This window comes from Pedobacter paludis (genome assembly GCF_003173575.1).
Taxonomy (GTDB): Bacteria; Bacteroidota; Bacteroidia; order Sphingobacteriales; family Sphingobacteriaceae; genus Pedobacter; species Pedobacter paludis.
Window position 1 is genome coordinate 549,374 of sequence record NZ_QGNY01000003.1, and the last position, 17,546, is coordinate 566,919.

The window sequence follows — 17,546 nt, forward strand, 5'->3', positions numbered from 1 at the left end:
AAAGCATGCTTTTGAATCTTGTCCGAACCATAAATGCAGTGAAGAAAATGAAGATTGGAAGCTGTGAATGTCTTATTTTTTTCGTTAAGGTAACGTGGAGGTCAGGAAAAAATTTAAAATAATACAGCATAAATAATTCTCATCCCTGATCTGTCGGAAAGCGCATCGGGTTCTGAGTAGAAGAAAAAAGTATTTAATGCTCACGTTAAACTGTTAGTATAGCATCGGAAATTGCTGGGAATTTACCCATACCCAGCCGATGGATATGTATCCCATATAAGGGCTGACGGAGAAATGTGCAATAAAGTAAAACCGGCTCCAGATCATGACCCAGAACCGGTGCTTCCTGCTGGAAATAACCTTTTCGAACATGTAGCAGGAAATTGAACTAGCGCCTTGAACTATTTGGCAAGAAGCTTATTGAGTCCTTTGTTGAAATCAACCAGGCCTGCCTTTTCAAGACAGTCATCAGCAAAGGCTTTCAGTTCAGTCGCTACATCCTGCGGAATATTTTCCAGCAGGTGTCCTGGCTCCTCTTTGTCATTGACACCCTTTGCGATCAGCTTATAAAGGATGAGTATCACACGCCTGGACATTGTTGTCGACTGCCCCATGAATTTCACCTTTTCACCCATTCCCGGAACACTCATCATCGTGTCCACCATTTCCATTGCATCACTTTTCATTTCTCTCTTTTTTATGGTTTAACATGAAGCAAATGTAGTTATCATAAAGGTGTTCCTCCTCTTCCAAATTCGCAGTGGTAGCCCGATTGAATGAAGTGCTTTATACTTTTGTCATTGTAGCGAAATTGAAAAGGACATGTTATGGAAGAAGAGCTAAAAGATAAGCTGGCTAAAATCAAGATGGAACTTTCCCTGGAGGATTATTTATCGTCCCTGGGCCATAGCCCTCAGAAACGTTTTGCTGGGTACCTGTTATATCGTTCTCCGTTCAGACAGGAACGTACAGCAAGTTTCAAAGTTGATTTGTCAAAAGGACTGTGGGTAGACTTTGGAGAGACATCTGCAAAGGGAGGTCCCTTGGGCGGTGACCTGATTACCTTGATGAAAATGCTGCATGGCTGGAGCAGCCGGGAAGTTGCAGAAAAGTTTGGCAACACTGCCTTAGCGGTACCTGTTGAACCCCGTATATCAGAGAAGGTACACCAGGAACCAGCAAACCCTGTAATCATTACCAACGTGCGCGGAATTTATGCATATTCACTCGTGAACTACGCACTGTCACGTGGCATACCCCGTCATATTCTTGACCGGCACTGTAAGGAAGTACACTATCAGATCGCCGGAAGAAATTACTTTGGAATAGGCTTTAAGAACGACATCGGCGGATGGGAAATTAGAAATCAATATGCTAAAAGGGCCAGTTCTCCCAAAGGGGTAACAACCGTTGATAATGGCTGCAGAGAAGTTTGCGTTTTCGAAGGATTTTTTGACTACCTGACCTTCCTCACCAGAAATGAAAATACGGCTGCTTTGAAAAAAAATTTTGCCATCCTTAATAGCGCCGTTTTCTTCCCCAAACTCCGCCCTTTTCTGGAAGCCCATAGCGCTATTTACCTCTACCTGGACCACGACAACAAAGGGCGTCAGGTTACCCGTGAAGCACTAGCAACCAAGGGTGCCAATTACGTAGATGCAAGCAAGTTTTTTGCCGGGGACAAAATGGATTTTAACAGGTGGCACATGCAGAATCCAAAGCCTCCAAAATTGAGACGTGGGCACCGCTTTTAAACAAAATGAAGGCTGGTGCAAATAAATGACAGGGATAAGATTACCGGGATCCCGAAACGACACGGTCCCGTCGGTTCCAGGTTCCCTGCAGAACCGGCAAGGTGTTCAAATGTTGCAACATTTGGATTTTCCCCTTGCCTCGGAACTCGGCGGGGTTGTTAAAATAAGCCCTTTAGGGCATGTTCAAAGTGAAATAGTTTAGTGATGAAAGAAGAACATAAAAACACCAAAAACTGGATAAGCTTCAGGGTAAAGCCAGAGGAATATGATGAGATACACCGTCTATTCAAAAAAAGCTCCCATACAAAATTCAGTCAATACGCGCGTCAGATGCTGATGCAAAAACCGGTTACACTTACTTACAGGAATCAGTCTAGCGATGATTTTCTACAGCTGCTCACCAAGCTTTTCAAAACACTTAACGGCATCGGCAATAATTTCAATCAGGCTGTGAAAAAACTTCACCTGATTAAGGAAATTCCCGAGTATAAAAAGTGGTATCTCCGGTGGAACATCGATCGCCAGATCCTGATCAATAAGATTGAAGAAACCAAAAAAACCACACTGAAAATATACTACGATGATCGCAATAGTCAGCAGCCCGGACAGCATGAGAAAAGCAATGAACTATAACGAAAAGAAGGTCGATAAAAATCGTGCAGAATTCATCCACTCCAATGGATATTTGAAGGAACTGGCTGAACTGAACTTTTATGACAAGGAGGAGGGACTTTTGCGCTTAATGTCACGTAGCGAGGCAACGTCAAATTGCCTGCATATCAGCCTTAATTTTTCCGTCAATGATGATCTCGACCGTAATAAGCTCATCCAGATCACGGATGATTATATGGAGAGAATTGGTTTCGGGGATCAGCCTTATCTGGTCTATCAGCACTTCGACGCCGCACATCCCCATGTCCATGTGCTGACCACAAACATCAAACCTGACGGCAAACGGATTGACACCTTCAGGATCGGTGCGGGTAAATCATGGACGGCAACCCGAGCCCTTGAAGGTATATATGGGCTTACTGTTGCCACAGATCAAGAAATGAAAGAAAGCTATACGCTCAAACCGGTCGACCTGAAACGAATAGTAGCCGGCAAATCAGAAGTGCGTTCAGAAATTAATAATATCCTGCGCACAGTACCTCACAAGTATGCCTACACCTCATTGGAAGAGTACAATGCCATACTAAGGCAGTACAATGTCTTCGCTGACAGGGGAAGTCAAAATTCAAGGGTTTTCCAGTCCGGAGGTCTACTATATACTGTACTGGATGACAAATGTAAACCTGCGACCAAGCCGATAAAAGCAAGCCGTTTTTATCCTTCCCCAACAATGGCATTTCTCCAAGAAAGGTTTAAGCAAAACGCCATTAGGCGGCTCCCGTTCAAGAAGCATATCCGACAGCTCATCGACGCTTACTTCCATAGTTCAAACGTCAGCATTTCAGGCCTGGTGAATGATCTCAGCACCAAAGGCATCTATACCCAACTTAACATCAATGCGCAGGGTTTCCTCTACGGAGTAACCTTTGTCGATAACATAAAAAAATGTGCATTCATCGGATCCGACCTGGGCAAAGGTTATAGTGCGTCGGCATTGCAAAAGCGCATAGAAGAGAAGCAAGCCGCAACTGAAAAGCTGACCCCTGGGAATGAGAACCTAATGGCTGCCAACAAGGTTCCACCTTCCTCTGATCTGGGCAGGTTATCCAGTGGTCACTTTGCGGCCAAATCATTTCTCCCAGACGAGAGCGAAAGCTTTTTGGATATCCTCTTACGCAGCGAGTACAGCTATGAACCACTCCCATATCAGCTACGAAGAACCGCACGCAAAAAACGTAAACGAAAAAACTAAGGTAAAATTCCACTATCATGAATACAGGCGAAAACGAACAGGGTCTTAGAAAGATCCTCGACTTTACCAGGCTAATTTCAATTGTTGTCCTGGTAATCCACTATTACTATTATCTCTACGGAACGTTCCATAATTGGGGACTCTCAAGCGGATTCTCTGACCGGATTCTTGCCAACATCCAGCATTCCGGTCTGCTTAAAAACTTTCATCTATCAAAGTGCTGGGCACTTCTTTTTTTGGTAGTCTCGCTAATTGGATCAAAGGGAAGAAAGGATCAGAAAATGAATTTCCGCTTGGCAGGGACTTACCTTGTTCTGGGCCTGCTGCTTTATTTCCTGAGTTTTGGATGGCTCTACCTCAGCATGCAAACTGAGATTCTGGCTATTGGTTATATGGCCATCACTTCTGTAGGCTTCCTGCTAATTATTTCCGGAGGAACGACAATTTCACGCATCATCATCAAAAGCCTTGACAACAGTGATGTTTTTAACAGTGAAAACGAAACATTTCCCCAGGAAGAACGGCTGCTGGTCAACGAAAACTCCATCAACATCCCCACCAAATATCAGCTAAAAAACAAAACCCGGGACGGTTTTCTGAACATTATCGCCCCCTACCGCTCAACCTTGGTGAGCGGCTCGGCAGGAGCGGGTAAAACTGCATTTATCATCCGTCAATTTATTGCCCAGGCACTTGGAAAATCCCCAGAACCATATACGATGCTGATATACGATTTCAAGTTTCCCGATCTATCGATCATCGCTTATAACCATTTCTTAAAAAACAAACATAAATACCCCGCAAAGGCGGAATGCTTTTTCATTAACTTTGAAGAACCGTCAAGATCACATCGGGGCAATCCGTTAGAGCCCCACAGTATGACCGATATCACTGACGCAACAGAGTCCGCCAGAACAATATTGCTCAATCTTTCAAAAGAGTGGCAAAAAAAACAGGGCGATTTTTTCGTGGAGTCACCAATCAATTTTTTTACCGCAATTATCTGGTTCCTGCGCAAATATAAGAACGGAATTTATTGTACGCTGCCCCATGCGATAGAGCTGATACAAATGGACTACGATCCACTTTTTAGCATATTACAGACCCAAAAGGAAATTGAGGTATTGGTCAACCCTTTTATAAAGGCCTATATCAACGATGTGATGGAGCAGTTGGAAGGCCAGATCGCTAGTGCAAAGATTGCACTGGCGCGTCTGTCTTCTCCGCAGCTTTACTATGTGCTAACCGGTAATGACTTTACCCTGGATATCAATTCTCCTGAGCATCCCAAGGTGCTCTGTATTGGCAATAATCCGCAGAAGCAGCAGATCTATGGAGCCGTCCTTTCACTTTTTGGAAACCGTTTATTAAAGGTAATCAACAAAAAAGATAAGCTTAAATCGATGCTTATTTTCGATGAGTATCCCACCGTCACACTGGATCTCGTCCCTACAATTTCCACCGGGCGATCAAACCGAATAGCAGTGGTAATGGGCGTGCAGAGCATCAATCAACTCAGGAAAGAATATGGAAGGGAGCAGGCGGACGTAATCATGTCCATAGCAGGTAATATTATTGCTGGTCAGGAAACTGGTGACAGTGCAAAACAGCTGAGCGAGCAGATAGGAAAAATCATGCAGGAGAGGGAATCCCTGTCTATCAGTGACAGCGGCACCTCTATCTCTAAAAGCCGTCAGCTCGAAGCTGCCGTACCGCCATCCAAGATTGCAAAACTCTCTTCGGGCCAGTTTGCGGGAATCCTTTCCGATATACCGGATCAACGCATCCAGCTCAAGGCATTCGACTGCGACGTTCAGGCGGATTTCAGGGCTATTGCCAAAGAGGAGGCGGAATACGAGCCGATACCTTTGATCAGGCATGTAGATCAGCAAATGATCCAGGCCAATTTTCTTCAGGTAAAAAAGGATGTCCAGGATATCATTCAGGATGAGATGGCCCGACTGATGAGAGACCCTGCACTTTCCCACTTGGTGATCAGGAAAAACTGATTAATCAGTATAATGTTTATATTTCAGTAACTAACCAGAAGCTTATGTACAGCACATATTTAAAAATGAAAGTCCCGCCGCCAACACCACTCTCAAACGAATCACTCCATGTCCGTTCTGGCAATCGGATGATCAGGATACCTGAAAGCTACTTGTTATTCTGTGCCGAGCTTGGAGCAGGCAGCCTTTTGGACCGGTTCAAAATCTTTCTGCCCAAAACCGATCCTGCGGATCCTGATGGTCTCCAGGCACAGACAAACCTTTTAAAGTCAGTATTAATCGAAGACCTCTATTTTCCACAAAATGAAGCTGAAGAAAACCTGATCATTGCGAATGCGCTGCCGTTTTCATATAGCCTGCAAGGGGAATATCTCTTCTGGAACAGTGCTACTGAAAACCAGGGAGAATTTCCCGTCTACCTCGCCAATGTTTTTCGGACACCTGTACTATTGTCCTCAGATTTTCATGACTTTATTCTCTCGATTTCCCATGAGACGCGCTGGCCGGATATCCTTGGGAAAATACCCACAAAACTCTTTATATCCGAGCATGGCGAATTGAAACCAGATCACCGCAAGGACGGTCAGCAACGGCAACATTTATGCGCACAGCTTCCTTACAGTATACTTATGGCCTATTCACTATTGATGATGGAAAGACTCTTGGAATTCTCCCGGAGCAGCTTCGGCCTTTTGGGCAGGACAGAAATCTATAAGGGACTTCAAGAGGCGGTCGGCTACTATGATTCACTGGCCCCCAACTATCGGCCCAAAGATTATCCGGCTTCAGACAGAAACCGTAAAAATGCTTTTATGTTAATGGATAAAATCTATAGGCTCAGGAAGAAGGACCAGCCCTATCAGGTCGCTATTGGAGTAATAAGCGCTATGGAAGCCTTCTTCGATTTTGCCAAAACGCACGACCGTATTTATATGGAGGTTTTCTCACAGCGGGTATGTACAATTCTGCCAACCGATACGCCGCTATTTTTTATCGATGAGATCAACGGTGACCTGGAATCACAACAGATAGGATATCTGCTGACACAAAGACAACAGCTCTTGGATTTAACTCCTAATTAACGTTATTGTCCAGCGGGTTTCGTTCATTTGTTGTCCATATACCACATTTCTCCCTGCAATATATCAGCGGCAGGGAGATCTATCTTAGTTCCATTGGCTTAGAACTTTTTTAATGATTATGATTATGGATGTCAAGGCACTCCGCGCATTTTTCGAATCCCAGAAAATACCAGATTCGATACAGCTTGAAAGAGGATCCAGGATCATAGATGTGGAGCTCTTTTTGCAAACGCAGTTTCTCGTTCTCGAACGGGTTGGCATCACTGGTGCACCCCAGCATTACGCGCGACTGTTGAAACTTTATTTCATACTGCTGGATAAGGCCACAGGATAGCCATAATTCGTTCCAGCTTCAAGGCATCCCTTTATCCTGACCCTACCCGGAAGCCAGACTCCCAATGCCGCAAGCCTGGCTTTTTCCTATGCTTTCCGCGGCAACAAAATACTGCTGCTTTTCACTGAACCTGAATATGTACTTAGCCGTCATTGAGCGGATGACGCCTGTTGGTAATATATATGCCCATTTTTCCGACATTTTTACTTCACATAAAATCCAGCATCATGAATGAAATCCAAAATGTCCTGCAGAACATTCATTCTGCCTATCAGCGCTTTCTTGTTTCCGACTTGAGACCGTTTGATCTTCACTCCATGTTAAGTCCCGGACAGTTTGAACTAGATGACTACTGTACGACCTTTCGTAGCCATCATCACCGGGCACCGTTGAAAAGGTCTGTGGAACAGTTTGGCCGTCAGTTTGACATATGGCTTCCCAGTGCAGAGAACTACATTAGCTGTGCACTTTACCTTTTTTCGAAGGGGCACTTATTTCGCATGCCACCTGTACTCAAAAACTGCGCAATAGACTTTTATCTTAATGACACGATCGGCAGGGAAATCTATCCCAAATTAACACCCGATCAGCAGCGCGAAGCAGCTGAGCTCGTGGGCAGGATGACAGACCCTGTCACCGTTTTCAACCTGCCCTTATATGCCACTTCCTTGGAGCGGGCAAACCGAGAGATGATGATCGACATTCGAGATTCCAGTCCATTGGACTGGTTCAACGATTTCCTGAAACTCTACAATCAGCATGTCGCCATGAGCTGCAGGAACTGTAATACGCTCCTGACAGAAAAGGTACCTGAAATTGAAGAATATATCCTGGAGCGATGCCACGTTTCCGGCATGCATCACACCGTGTACCTGTTGGAATATTGTGAAGGTCAGTTCTTAGATTGGGAATGGCTGGAGACAAACAAGTTGGCCGATGAACTTAGGGAAATAAGGCACATTGCTGCCTGTATCGGTTGCCTAATGAACGATCTTTTTTCTTTTGAGAAAGAAGTAATTGATTTCGAATCCGATAATAATCTGGTTGCAATCGTCGCCCTCAACAGCCCCACGCTTGATCTGCTAGAATGCATCATGCAGTCTGCCGGGATTGTTCGGCAATATCTTTCTGATTTTGCACACCTTACCGATGCCATCAGGCAAAAACCCGTCTTTCACCTGGATCATAACAGTAATCAGGTTGACCGGCTTGAAGCACACCTAATGGCACTGGAAAATTGCGTACAGGCAAGCTGGGTATGGCAGGTCGCAACGCCTAGATATAAACGCAAGCTCTCGATATGGAAAGAGACAAGACTTACATCCCTTGAGATAGCCTGATCACCCCTGGAAAGATAACTGACTACCGGTATGGCTTCGGACCCGTGATATTTCCCGGATGAGCTCATCCGCAAGAAATGGCTTGACAATGCAACCGTTCGCTCCCGAGCGGAGGATATGTCTACGGGATTCTTCGAGACCATTGCCGGTAGTCACAATAACGGGTATATCCCCCAACCCAGAAGATTTGAGTTTCTTTAGTACCTCCGGACCGGCCATCTCCGGCATTTGCCAGTCCAACAAAATGATGTCTGGCGTCTCCTTCATCAGCCCTTTTAGCAGTTCTTCACCATTCTGAAAATGTGTATACCGATATTCCGGCATCATCTTGAAGTGCATCTCCATCATCGAACGGCACATCATGTCATCATCCGCACCAAAAACGTTTATCATTTCCTGCGTGACTTTCATTTGGGGCAGTTCCGCTAAGGAAAGATTAGCAATACTAGCCTCTTCCAAATATATTTTGGCAGTGAACGCTGTATAACCACGCTCACTCTCGGCAGACAGTGAGCCCCCCATTTTTTCTAACCACTGTCTGACCAGGTAGAGGCCAAGTCCAGTGCTTTCCATCAGGCTTCCGTTTGTGCTCTTTCCGTGCACAAAGGGGTCGAAGATTCGAGCCATATTTTCCGTGCTGATCGTCCTACCATGGTTGCCAACGGTAATCAAATAATAAGCACCCTGTTTGCGAACGGCTATGTTTATGGATGTCTTTGGGTCAGAATATTTGATGGCATTTCCAATCATATTGGTGAAGATTTGGACCAGAATGTCCCGGTCACCCCTTAGTGCCCCTGGAATGCCTGTGTAGGGCAATAGCTGTAAGGTCACCCCGGCCTGTGCAGCCAGACCCCTGCTCATTGCAATGTTGGCATTGAGCACACCGATCAGATCGAAAAACACGTCCGAAGCCACCCGTGTGGTTCCCTGTTCAATCTCTGCCAGGCTAAGGACGTTATTGATAATATTCCTGGCATTTGAATTGGCGGCCCACATCGGATCCAGATGATCTTTAATGGTCCAGAATTGAGGTTCGGATTCCACGCGTTTCCTCAATATCTCCAAGGCTAGCTGTATTACATGGAGAGGTTGGCGCAGTTCATGGGTCACTTCTGCAACGAAAAGCCTTTTATAGTTGTTGACCCGTTCAAGTTCAGCATTTGCAAGCTCTAATTTTGCGTTCGACCTTTTGAGTTCAGGGTTATCATCGTTGCTCTCAACATAGGTCCGGAAAACAGATACGATCAGAAATACTACGCCCAGTATGCCAGCAGACCTGAAGATAATATGTGTCCTAAGATCGACAATTACAGGGGAGAGAAGGGCAGGAAAGTAACTTGATGTTTCAAGTACAACCAACACAGCGATACCCGCCAAAAAACCCAGCAACCTTGAACGCCGGTCCTTAAAGATCAGACATAAAATGATCAATAGGTAAACAACCATACAGTCGAGTTCCAAATGCTCTCTTAATAACAGGCCGAAATAAAGCACGCTGGCGCATTGCCCGGCGTAGGTAGCAAATGCTGCCCAAAGATGCTTGCTTTGTGCATTCAAAATCATACTGCATATTACCAAAACAAATTCGGCCAAAGTTGGAATAATGATGTCTGCTCTTCCTGAAAGTGCACAAAACACGCTCCCAAAAAGAAGTATCAGTATACCCAAAGTAAGATTTAGCCAATTGATGATCTTCGTCCGTGTAATCTCTTCTTCTTTCATTCCATTCTCTAAACCGAGTTCGGTCAGGTGTTGTAGGAACATAGTAGGATAGTGTTTGATAGTCAACAATGTCTAACTTCTTTAATGGAAATTTTTGATATAGATGATCCAGTGTTTCTTTCATGAATGCCACGGACATCATCCAGGCGTGGAAAAACAGGATTGTCCCTTGAGGGGCAGATCGTTAATCCCCTTGCCAAAATTAACCAATCGCGTACCGTCTCTGAGTTAATATGCCGTTAACAGAACAGGTTTTAGTTGTTCCATTCTAGCTTTTAAGCCCCTGCACCTCCAAAGTTCTCAATCAGTATAAAATGAAGTAACTCCTGGAGCCGGGTCCGGCAGGATGGGGCCAAACTAAAGCCGGCATTTTTCTTAACGTCTCATTAACCCTCTTTTATCCATATCTTTTCTATTTTCACTTCAGACATTGTAAACTATTGGCTTCTTTCCTACACTGAAGACTTATGGTCTTTCCCATAGCTATATGTGCTGTTGTAATAGCTCCGGTCGGGTTGGCGCGGTCATGCCAAGCCTTATCAGTGTAAATGGTGCTAGAAAAAAATGCCATATGCCAATTATGATACTATGGCTCACACTATAGGTACGTTTTTCAGGATTTCTAACGGCTTTCTAAGCAATTCAAGAAATATATGTTCATAGACAAGACTTCCCTGGTATCCACCAGGGGTCTTTTATTTTATACTACCTCTCGTTATCTGGTGGATGCTTAATCTTGAAAAAACTGCATGCTGATCCTCAAGCCGCCTTTTGAGCCGTGGGCTGAGAAATAATATTTCCCCTTTGCTTTACATTCAATGAAATGCTTAAATTGGCCATGACACGATAATCCAAGAAGATAAAGCCATATGCAATATTCTTCTCTAAACGGGTTTCATCGGAATAGCATAAAACAGATTATGAAAACAGGCTTACTGGGATATACCTATCAAAATGAGGTTGCTGCGCTGATCATCGGGGTGATGGACGTAGAGCGGGAAATCGAGCAGATTACGATCGAGGCTGATGTGGAACATAAATTCGATGATATCTGGATACAAAAGGGGAAGCAAAATTATTTCCTTCAGATCAAAGACATCAACAATATTTCACTCTCGGATCTGCAGATAAGTGGGAACAGCATTAAAATCGCGGGAAAGCCGCACCGTCTTTCGGCAGAAGTGAACATCATTTTTTTCAAAGCCCTTGAATTTGAGCCTAATACCACAATACTGGGGTTTGAAGCCTACCTACTCGATGGTGTTTTTCTAATTGCTATGGACCGCCGGACCATCGGTAGCAGGATGGAGAGACTTTTCCAATCTGATTTTCACAGACTGGCATTGATCCAGCAATTTCTCAATGATAACCTTGACCGTAGAAATTTTGTACTGAAAAGGGAAATGCTACCTGCGTTGCACCTATTCAACACTCAACTGACCGAATCTTCTGTCATCCTCGATCGTGATATCGTGCAGGCCGGATCGCTGATCCATATTGAAGGCAGACCGGGGATAGGCAAAAGCCATCTGGTCTCTTTCCTTCAGAAAAAATTCTCGTGCAATCTGGTTTATCGGTTTTGGATTTCAAATCAGGATAGGGAGTATAATGACCGACTAAAATTCCACCTCTTTTTACGGGATATCTCCAAGAAATTGTTTAATAATCTCAAATCTTTTTCGGAAGAAGAAATATTACAGAAAATAAAAGCTGACGGGAGAACAGTTATCATCGACGGCCTTGACCACGTAGAAAATTACAATGCCGCTGACCTTGAGGCATTCATAGCTTTCATCGATAAGCTTTCAACATGGGCTCCGACGATCGTATTAAGCAGGCCACTGGTTCGCAAGTTGGGGTGGAAAGTACAAGAGTTAACCAATTGGAACCTTGATCAGACCAGGCAGGTACTTTCCAAGCTATACCATGTGCATAAGGCCGAAGATACTTACGAGATTTACCGGATAAGCGATGGTTATCCGATTCTGGTAAAATACATTGCAGAACATTACAAAATCAACGGATGTCTGCCGGACTGGGAAAAGTTCAGTTCACTTGATGCCTACTATGCCAAGATACTGGAACCGCAACGGAGCAAACAGGCTCTTGTGCTTTTTTTAACGTCACATAGCTTTTTCATGAGGAGTGAAATCGATATGTTTCTGGAAGATTACGGCGCATCTTTTGTCAACGAGTTCATCACTGAACACCCTTATCTCTTCGAACTTCGCCTGAACCGGGTGAGCCTTTTTCACGATAGTATGATCACATTTTTGAGAAAGCATGGACTTGAGTATTCGAAAATGCGAGACCGTGTAAATGCTGGTGTAGTGCAGTCCCTTCTTTCGGGTGAGAAACGCTTTCAATCGAGGGTTTCTTTTTTCGAGCTTAATGCCGTCGATCTTGGAAAAATCATTGGGCAGTATTGTAATATGCAATATTTCTATCTCCATTTCCAGGGAACTGTCGACTTTGAGGCGGTTCAGGCATTTTATGGACAGTTACGGGAGCTGCTGACTTCCCTTCCTCCACAAACGCTCGACATTTATGGATATTATGACCTTTCACTGATTCTGAACATCATACCCCGGGACCATGTGTCCACCTTGCATGGCTTCTTTTTTACCTACGCATCTGCGCTAATGCAGAATGGATATGGGTGGGAAGATGTTACCAGTTCGGGCTATCTTTTCGGCACATTATATTATATCGATCGCAAAGACGCTTCTCACATTTTAACCTGTCTGAATGGACGCCACCATGACACACAAAATTTTTACCGCTCCTACCAGCAGGAAATAGAATATGAACGGTCCTTTTTCGAACAGCATGCACAGGTGCTGTCATATTCCCGAATGCGTGAGCTGTTGGATGACAGGAGCAGTTTCGAATTTACCCGTCATGTAGGTTATGTCCTCGAGGATCTTTTCCTGCATCCTGATCACCGAGCAGGGTTTCCAAAACTCTTTGAGGCCATATCTTGCTATCTTGATGGTAATTTGTATCAGGCAACCGATGCACTCACTTCCTATTTTTCAGCTAAGCCCCTTGCCGACCATCAGGTCAAATCCATTTTTTCAGGTACAAAGGCCAATCTGCTCTCGCTTGGCTTATTGCATGTTGAGGGTGACTTCCATTTGGGGACTTTGAAAGATTATTTTCAGGAAAACCGCCTTTTGGGAAGTTTTGATATCTGGCCGGATATCCATAGCTACCTGCGGCTTTCGCTGCACCGGGGCGAAAAGATCGACATCGAAGCCATTTGGCAATATTGGACCAAATACCATCAGCGCAAAGATTATTCGCTGATCCGTATTGACCACGCCCTGAGCATCTTTGAGGAGAAGCTATGCGTGGACTGGAAAAAATCGGTAGCACTCATCTGCTACATTCAGAAGGTGTCCGAGAAAGGCTATAGAGACCTCCTTGCAAATTATCTTGAGCTTCACCCTCCCTTGTTTATTAACAATCTTAACTCTGAGTTTGAGGCTGATGACCTTATCATAGATTGGTTTTCCCTACCGGTCAATTATATCAATGTGTTTAGTGTGGACCTGTTTGACATGGCAATGCATAAAATTCTCCGTGAACACCGGTTCCACAAAAAACTGAATTTTTCAGACTTCAAAAACGTTCTGGAGTCGATCTATTGTGAAAGGTTTAAGAAGATACTTCCATTAACTGGGTTTGAAATTGAGGTGGAGCCAACAGAGGCCGACCAAGAGATGCTTAAATCCAAAGGGCTCAACTATACCGTCCTGGCGCAGGAAAAAAAAACATACAAGCAGCCAACGCCCCACGAAAGATTTGAACAGGGTGTGCTCACGGCCGATAACGCCTTTCTGATCCCGGAACTGGGGCTTACCCCACCACAGGCGGCCGCATATGCAGATGGCTATTACGTCTCGTTGAGTGATCTTTCCATTTTTCAGTGTTTTCCTAAAGAGGAACTCCGCGGGCAGATATTGGCCATTCTACATGCAGCACTCACCGGACGTTCCGGGCTGACACGCTCCCAGAACTCCCCATGGTTGCTTCCTGGCATGATCCCACGTTTATACCTCAGCATCGGTATTGATGTCGATTTCAACAGGCTGTTCAAAAGTTTTGATCAATTCCTGGATCTATCAGGGATTGTTCTGGAAAATGAATAGGGCAACAGCGCGGGATTTTGCTTATGTCCAATACCAATCATTACTGACTGTTCATCGGCAATATAAAAGCCGGATGATTGTTGGGCCCCCCTTTGACTGCGGTGATGTTCACTGATGAGCTTACTATATGTACCTGCATTACATCATCACGATACCTGTCACACAGTTTTAGTTTTTCCATTGGAGCAAAATTACTGTCCAGCCACAGCCTTTCTTCGGCAGAATCAAGTATTACCGGCATCCTGAATTTTGGATCTTGGACCTTGCCTACGATGTCGTTGGCACGAGTGGTCATGATCGTGAATGACCGGTAAATTTCATCGCCTGATTTACTTTTCCACTCAGTCCAGAGCCCTGCAAAGGCAAACACTTCTCGGTCCTTTAAACTGAAACCGTGCGGTATGGGTTTACCGCTCATTTTATCCCATTCATAAAATCCGTTTGCCAGTACAAGACAAATCTTGTTGTGCCTGATCAATGGGGCATAGGTGGTTTTTTCCAGCACATCGTCACTTCTGGCATTCAGTGTCGACATATTCAGTTTGCTGGTCTCTGCTCAGAAAGGTACTGGGCCAAAATGCATCGGCTGCATCACTGCCGTTCCCCGGTAGTAACCACCAGTCCGATCTGCGTTGGAGAAAGGTTATAATTTGGTTCAAACTGCCAGCCGCTCAGGCCTCTTTGCGCAAGCAGCATCTGCTTGCTGATGTTGGAGAGAACGTATCTTGCCCACATGTATCGCTTTTTATGGCACTGATGTGTCTGTAGGCCCACGGCTTGCGCACACATTAACCCACTTTGATGATATCATTCCAATCGGTAGTGTAATGGGGGCTTAAAAAGTCTCTTCGGAGGCTCCATTTCTGCTTTATTCCCTCGCTTGCGATCCTGACCGTTCCCGCACCGTAATATTTATTGAGTTCATCCAGAGCCTTACTTATCTTATCTTTCTTTGTACTGTGCCCGGTAAAGACGTTCATCTGGATTTCGGATTCAGGAATGAGCTGAGTAGCCATAATCTCCACTTTTTGATAGCGGTAACCCCTGCGATAAATCCGTCGTACCCCCCTGATAGCCATTTTAACAAGATCAACACTGTTACTGGTCGGATAATCAAGTGGAATGGACAAGGATGGAAAGTACTGGGCAGCGGAATCACCGAACCTGTTTGTCAACAGCTTGACAGATAAAACATTTGTACAGAGTTTTTCCCTTCGCAACTTTCCCGCTAGCCTGGAAGCATACGATGCTGCGGCCTGTTCCAGCTCGGAAATTTCTTCTATGGGCTTACCGAACGCCCGGCTCGTGCACATATTCTTTTTCGGGTCCAGTACCATCTTCAGTGGTATACAGCTCATCCCCCAAAGTTCGTTCCATATCCTTGCACCGACTACCGTCATTTCACGGCGTACCCATTCCTCTGGCAGTTTTCTGAACTGATCCGCAGTCTCTATCCCGAGCTTTAACAGTCTGGTTGCATGTGCCCTGCCGATCCCCCATATATCCTCGATGGGAAAATTTGCAAGTGCATCTGAAATTTCCGCCGGGCCCTCCAAGACCATCACCCCGTCGGCCTTTTTAGCTTTTTTATTGGCCACTTTTGCCAGTACCTTGGTAGGGGCTACACCAATGCTAATGGGTATTCCCGTATTCTGGATAACCGTTGAGCGAATTTTATCTGAATAGGCTTTTAGGTCTGAAAACCCGGATAGGCTGAAAAAGCACTCATCGATACTGTATACTTCAATATCAGGGGAAAAACGGGCAAGGTTGGTCATCACCCTGGCACTGAGGTCACCATAGAGCGTATAGTGGGAAGAAAAGACCGCCACATTGTTCTGCTCCAGCTTTTCCCTGATCTGAAAATATGGTGCGCCCATTGCAATGCCAAGTTCCTTGGCCTCGTTACTGCGCGCAATAACGCAGCCGTCATTGTTGCTTAAGACAACGATCGGCAGGCCGATAAGTGTAGGCTTAAAAAGCCTTTCACAACTCGCATAAAAATTATTGCAGTCAGCAAGTGCAAACATGAAAGCAGATTAAAGATTAAACAGGACGCAGGTAATCCTACCAAATACCACAATATTCCGGTCTGTCACGTCTATCGCTGCCCGCTCGTCGCCGGTTGTAAGAAATGCGCCGGTCTCTTTGATGATCAGCTTGCGTGCAAGCCATTCACCGTCCAAGCTGCAGACGATGATGCTTCCACTCACCACTGGCTTAGACCGGTCTACTACCAGCGTGGCTCCAGCCCTGATCCCATAGGCATTCATTTCATCACTTGCCGCCTCAAAATAATGGGTGTTTACCGGGTCATCGACAAACTTCTGCGAGATATGCAGGCGTCTTTGTTTATAGTCTTCACTGGGACTTACAAATCCGGATACTTTTTCAGGATTGGCCAACGGTTCAAGATCAATATTTCTGGGCAGTTCAATTTCTCTAAGCATATTCTGTTCTTGAATTACAAAGATTGCTAAAAATTTTAGTAAATTGTGCTGCATTTATCCACATAACCGTCGTTTCCTTTTGGCACTTCTGTGACAAGCCACATCCCTGATGTTCGGTGTTAAGGCGAACGATAGGCCAGGAAATTTGCAAAGCGGATCCTTTGGAAATAAATCCTTGGAGGAGAAAAAGCCTCAAGTACACATTTTATGACTGGTAGGCCTTATAGAACAGAGGGGGGCAACCTGGGAGGCAATTGTCATTGTCCTTTACAGCGGAACAAAAGGAGTGTATCTTTAAAATATCATACCTGCGCTAAGCGGTTTACAACATGGGGTGTGCTTAAGATAATTTTTTAAATAAAAACTTATGGAAAAAAAACTAAAAGAAAAGCTCTGGGCGTACATCTGCGATGATTTCCCAGAGCTCGGAATTTCATTGGAGGATACCGGACGGGTCAGCATATACCTGGAGGAAAGCCTCGAAGCCGTTAAGCCTCTGCTCAACGATCTGATCGGGAGCAACGCTCCGCAGGCAACTGTTGTGGAAACAGCTCTGGAGGCTCTTAGAAAGCCACTGGGAAACTCACGGTACAACTATATCAAGGCGGTACTGGAGGAAGATTTCGAGCAGCAGTATCTACGGATGGTGCGTAGTGGAACCCTTCGGTTTGAGATCTGCAATATAATCGTCCATTGTAGTGAAGTATTCAAAGAGATGGGATTCGATGACCAGGGAGATGTGGACAGGATGCTCCGATACTCCATCATCGGCGAGGTAGACAACTACCTCAATACAGCTATTGTCTAACGGAATAGACAGCTGGAAAAAGTAAG

14 protein-coding genes are annotated in these 17,546 nt (G+C 44.9%); 9 read left to right on the top strand and 5 right to left on the bottom strand.

Going from position 1 to position 17,546, the window contains the following annotated elements; translation table 11 throughout:
- Positions 1 to 401: 401 nt before the first annotated feature.
- Positions 402 to 686, bottom strand: a complete 285-nt coding sequence (locus tag DF947_RS10625; protein ID WP_109929663.1) for a hypothetical protein — start codon at positions 684 to 686, stop codon at positions 402 to 404.
- A gap of 141 nt (positions 687 to 827) precedes the next feature.
- Here DF947_RS10625 and DF947_RS10630 point away from each other — a divergent pair, with 141 nt between their 5' ends.
- The 7 genes from DF947_RS10630 to DF947_RS10660 all read left to right on the top strand — a co-directional run bounded on the left by DF947_RS10630 (position 828) and on the right by DF947_RS10660 (position 8,383).
- Positions 828 to 1,754 (top strand): toprim domain-containing protein, encoded by a 927-nt coding sequence (locus DF947_RS10630; protein ID WP_109929664.1) that lies wholly within the window; start codon positions 828 to 830, stop codon positions 1,752 to 1,754.
- A gap of 204 nt (positions 1,755 to 1,958) precedes the next feature.
- Positions 1,959 to 2,387, top strand: coding sequence for a plasmid mobilization protein (locus DF947_RS10635; RefSeq protein ID WP_205940779.1), 429 nt, complete (start codon positions 1,959 to 1,961; stop codon positions 2,385 to 2,387).
- Entirely contained in the window at positions 2,335 to 3,618 is a 1,284-nt protein-coding gene (locus tag DF947_RS10640) for a relaxase/mobilization nuclease domain-containing protein (protein ID WP_109929665.1), read from the top strand. The genes DF947_RS10635 and DF947_RS10640 overlap by 53 nt, the downstream gene beginning before the upstream one ends.
- Positions 3,619 to 3,635: 17 nt before the next feature.
- Complete coding sequence (gene mobC, locus DF947_RS10645; RefSeq protein WP_109929666.1) at positions 3,636 to 5,627, top strand: conjugal transfer protein MobC; 1,992 nt, start codon at positions 3,636 to 3,638, stop codon at positions 5,625 to 5,627.
- Between the two features lie 44 nt (positions 5,628 to 5,671).
- On the top strand, positions 5,672 to 6,709 hold the full coding sequence (locus DF947_RS10650) for a hypothetical protein (RefSeq protein ID WP_146202903.1): 1,038 nt from the start codon (positions 5,672 to 5,674) through the stop codon (positions 6,707 to 6,709).
- 124 nt (positions 6,710 to 6,833) lie between these two features.
- Positions 6,834 to 7,043 carry a DUF6965 family protein gene (locus DF947_RS22685; RefSeq protein WP_394341488.1) on the top strand — a complete coding sequence of 70 codons (210 nt, stop codon included), beginning with the start codon at positions 6,834 to 6,836 and terminating at the stop codon, positions 7,041 to 7,043.
- A gap of 227 nt (positions 7,044 to 7,270) precedes the next feature.
- Complete coding sequence (locus DF947_RS10660) at positions 7,271 to 8,383, top strand: terpene synthase family protein (protein ID WP_109929669.1); 1,113 nt, start codon at positions 7,271 to 7,273, stop codon at positions 8,381 to 8,383.
- Here DF947_RS10660 and DF947_RS10665 read toward each other — a convergent pair whose 3' ends face one another.
- Positions 8,384 to 10,150, bottom strand: a complete 1,767-nt coding sequence (locus DF947_RS10665) for a hybrid sensor histidine kinase/response regulator (RefSeq protein WP_109929670.1) — start codon at positions 10,148 to 10,150, stop codon at positions 8,384 to 8,386.
- A gap of 878 nt (positions 10,151 to 11,028) precedes the next feature.
- Between DF947_RS10665 and DF947_RS10670 the strand changes: the two genes are divergently transcribed.
- Positions 11,029 to 14,262: an ATP-binding protein gene (locus tag DF947_RS10670; RefSeq protein WP_146202904.1), complete on the top strand. Its 3,234-nt coding sequence runs from the start codon at positions 11,029 to 11,031 to the stop codon at positions 14,260 to 14,262.
- A 40-nt stretch (positions 14,263 to 14,302) separates the two neighbouring features.
- Here the strand turns inward: DF947_RS10670 and DF947_RS10675 are convergent, their stop codons facing one another.
- The 3 genes from DF947_RS10675 to DF947_RS10690 form a co-directional block, all read right to left on the bottom strand.
- Complete coding sequence (locus DF947_RS10675; protein ID WP_109929672.1) at positions 14,303 to 14,797, bottom strand: SOS response-associated peptidase; 495 nt, start codon at positions 14,795 to 14,797, stop codon at positions 14,303 to 14,305.
- 253 nt (positions 14,798 to 15,050) lie between these two features.
- Entirely contained in the window at positions 15,051 to 16,292 is a 1,242-nt protein-coding gene (locus DF947_RS10685) for a Y-family DNA polymerase (RefSeq protein ID WP_109929674.1), read from the bottom strand.
- Between the two features lie 9 nt (positions 16,293 to 16,301).
- The gene (locus DF947_RS10690; RefSeq protein ID WP_109929675.1) at positions 16,302 to 16,712 is read right to left on the bottom strand and encodes a S24 family peptidase; all 411 of its coding nucleotides are present in this window, start codon (positions 16,710 to 16,712) and stop codon (positions 16,302 to 16,304) included.
- 367 nt (positions 16,713 to 17,079) lie between these two features.
- On the opposite strand from DF947_RS10690, the gene DF947_RS10695 reads away from it, so the two are divergent.
- The gene (locus DF947_RS10695) at positions 17,080 to 17,520 is read left to right on the top strand and encodes a hypothetical protein (RefSeq protein WP_109929676.1); all 441 of its coding nucleotides are present in this window, start codon (positions 17,080 to 17,082) and stop codon (positions 17,518 to 17,520) included.
- The last annotated feature ends 26 nt before the right edge of the window (positions 17,521 to 17,546 follow it).

What these genes read in the sequence shown, in the direction of transcription:
- DF947_RS10625 (WP_109929663.1), bottom strand. Translation starts at nt 686, where the DNA reads ATGAAAAGTGATGCAATGGAAATGGTGGACACGATGATGAGTGTTCCG.
- DF947_RS10630 (WP_109929664.1), top strand. Translation starts at nt 828, where the DNA reads ATGGAAGAAGAGCTAAAAGATAAGCTGGCTAAAATCAAGATGGAACTT.
- DF947_RS10635 (WP_205940779.1), top strand. Translation starts at nt 1,959, where the DNA reads ATGAAAGAAGAACATAAAAACACCAAAAACTGGATAAGCTTCAGGGTA.
- DF947_RS10640 (WP_109929665.1), top strand. Translation starts at nt 2,335, where the DNA reads ATGATCGCAATAGTCAGCAGCCCGGACAGCATGAGAAAAGCAATGAAC.
- mobC (WP_109929666.1), top strand. Translation starts at nt 3,636, where the DNA reads ATGAATACAGGCGAAAACGAACAGGGTCTTAGAAAGATCCTCGACTTT.
- DF947_RS10650 (WP_146202903.1), top strand. Translation starts at nt 5,672, where the DNA reads ATGTACAGCACATATTTAAAAATGAAAGTCCCGCCGCCAACACCACTC.
- DF947_RS22685 (WP_394341488.1), top strand. Translation starts at nt 6,834, where the DNA reads ATGGATGTCAAGGCACTCCGCGCATTTTTCGAATCCCAGAAAATACCA.
- DF947_RS10660 (WP_109929669.1), top strand. Translation starts at nt 7,271, where the DNA reads ATGAATGAAATCCAAAATGTCCTGCAGAACATTCATTCTGCCTATCAG.
- DF947_RS10665 (WP_109929670.1), bottom strand. Translation starts at nt 10,150, where the DNA reads ATGTTCCTACAACACCTGACCGAACTCGGTTTAGAGAATGGAATGAAA.
- DF947_RS10670 (WP_146202904.1), top strand. Translation starts at nt 11,029, where the DNA reads ATGAAAACAGGCTTACTGGGATATACCTATCAAAATGAGGTTGCTGCG.
- DF947_RS10675 (WP_109929672.1), bottom strand. Translation starts at nt 14,797, where the DNA reads ATGTCGACACTGAATGCCAGAAGTGACGATGTGCTGGAAAAAACCACC.
- DF947_RS10685 (WP_109929674.1), bottom strand. Translation starts at nt 16,292, where the DNA reads ATGTTTGCACTTGCTGACTGCAATAATTTTTATGCGAGTTGTGAAAGG.
- DF947_RS10690 (WP_109929675.1), bottom strand. Translation starts at nt 16,712, where the DNA reads ATGCTTAGAGAAATTGAACTGCCCAGAAATATTGATCTTGAACCGTTG.
- DF947_RS10695 (WP_109929676.1), top strand. Translation starts at nt 17,080, where the DNA reads ATGGAAAAAAAACTAAAAGAAAAGCTCTGGGCGTACATCTGCGATGAT.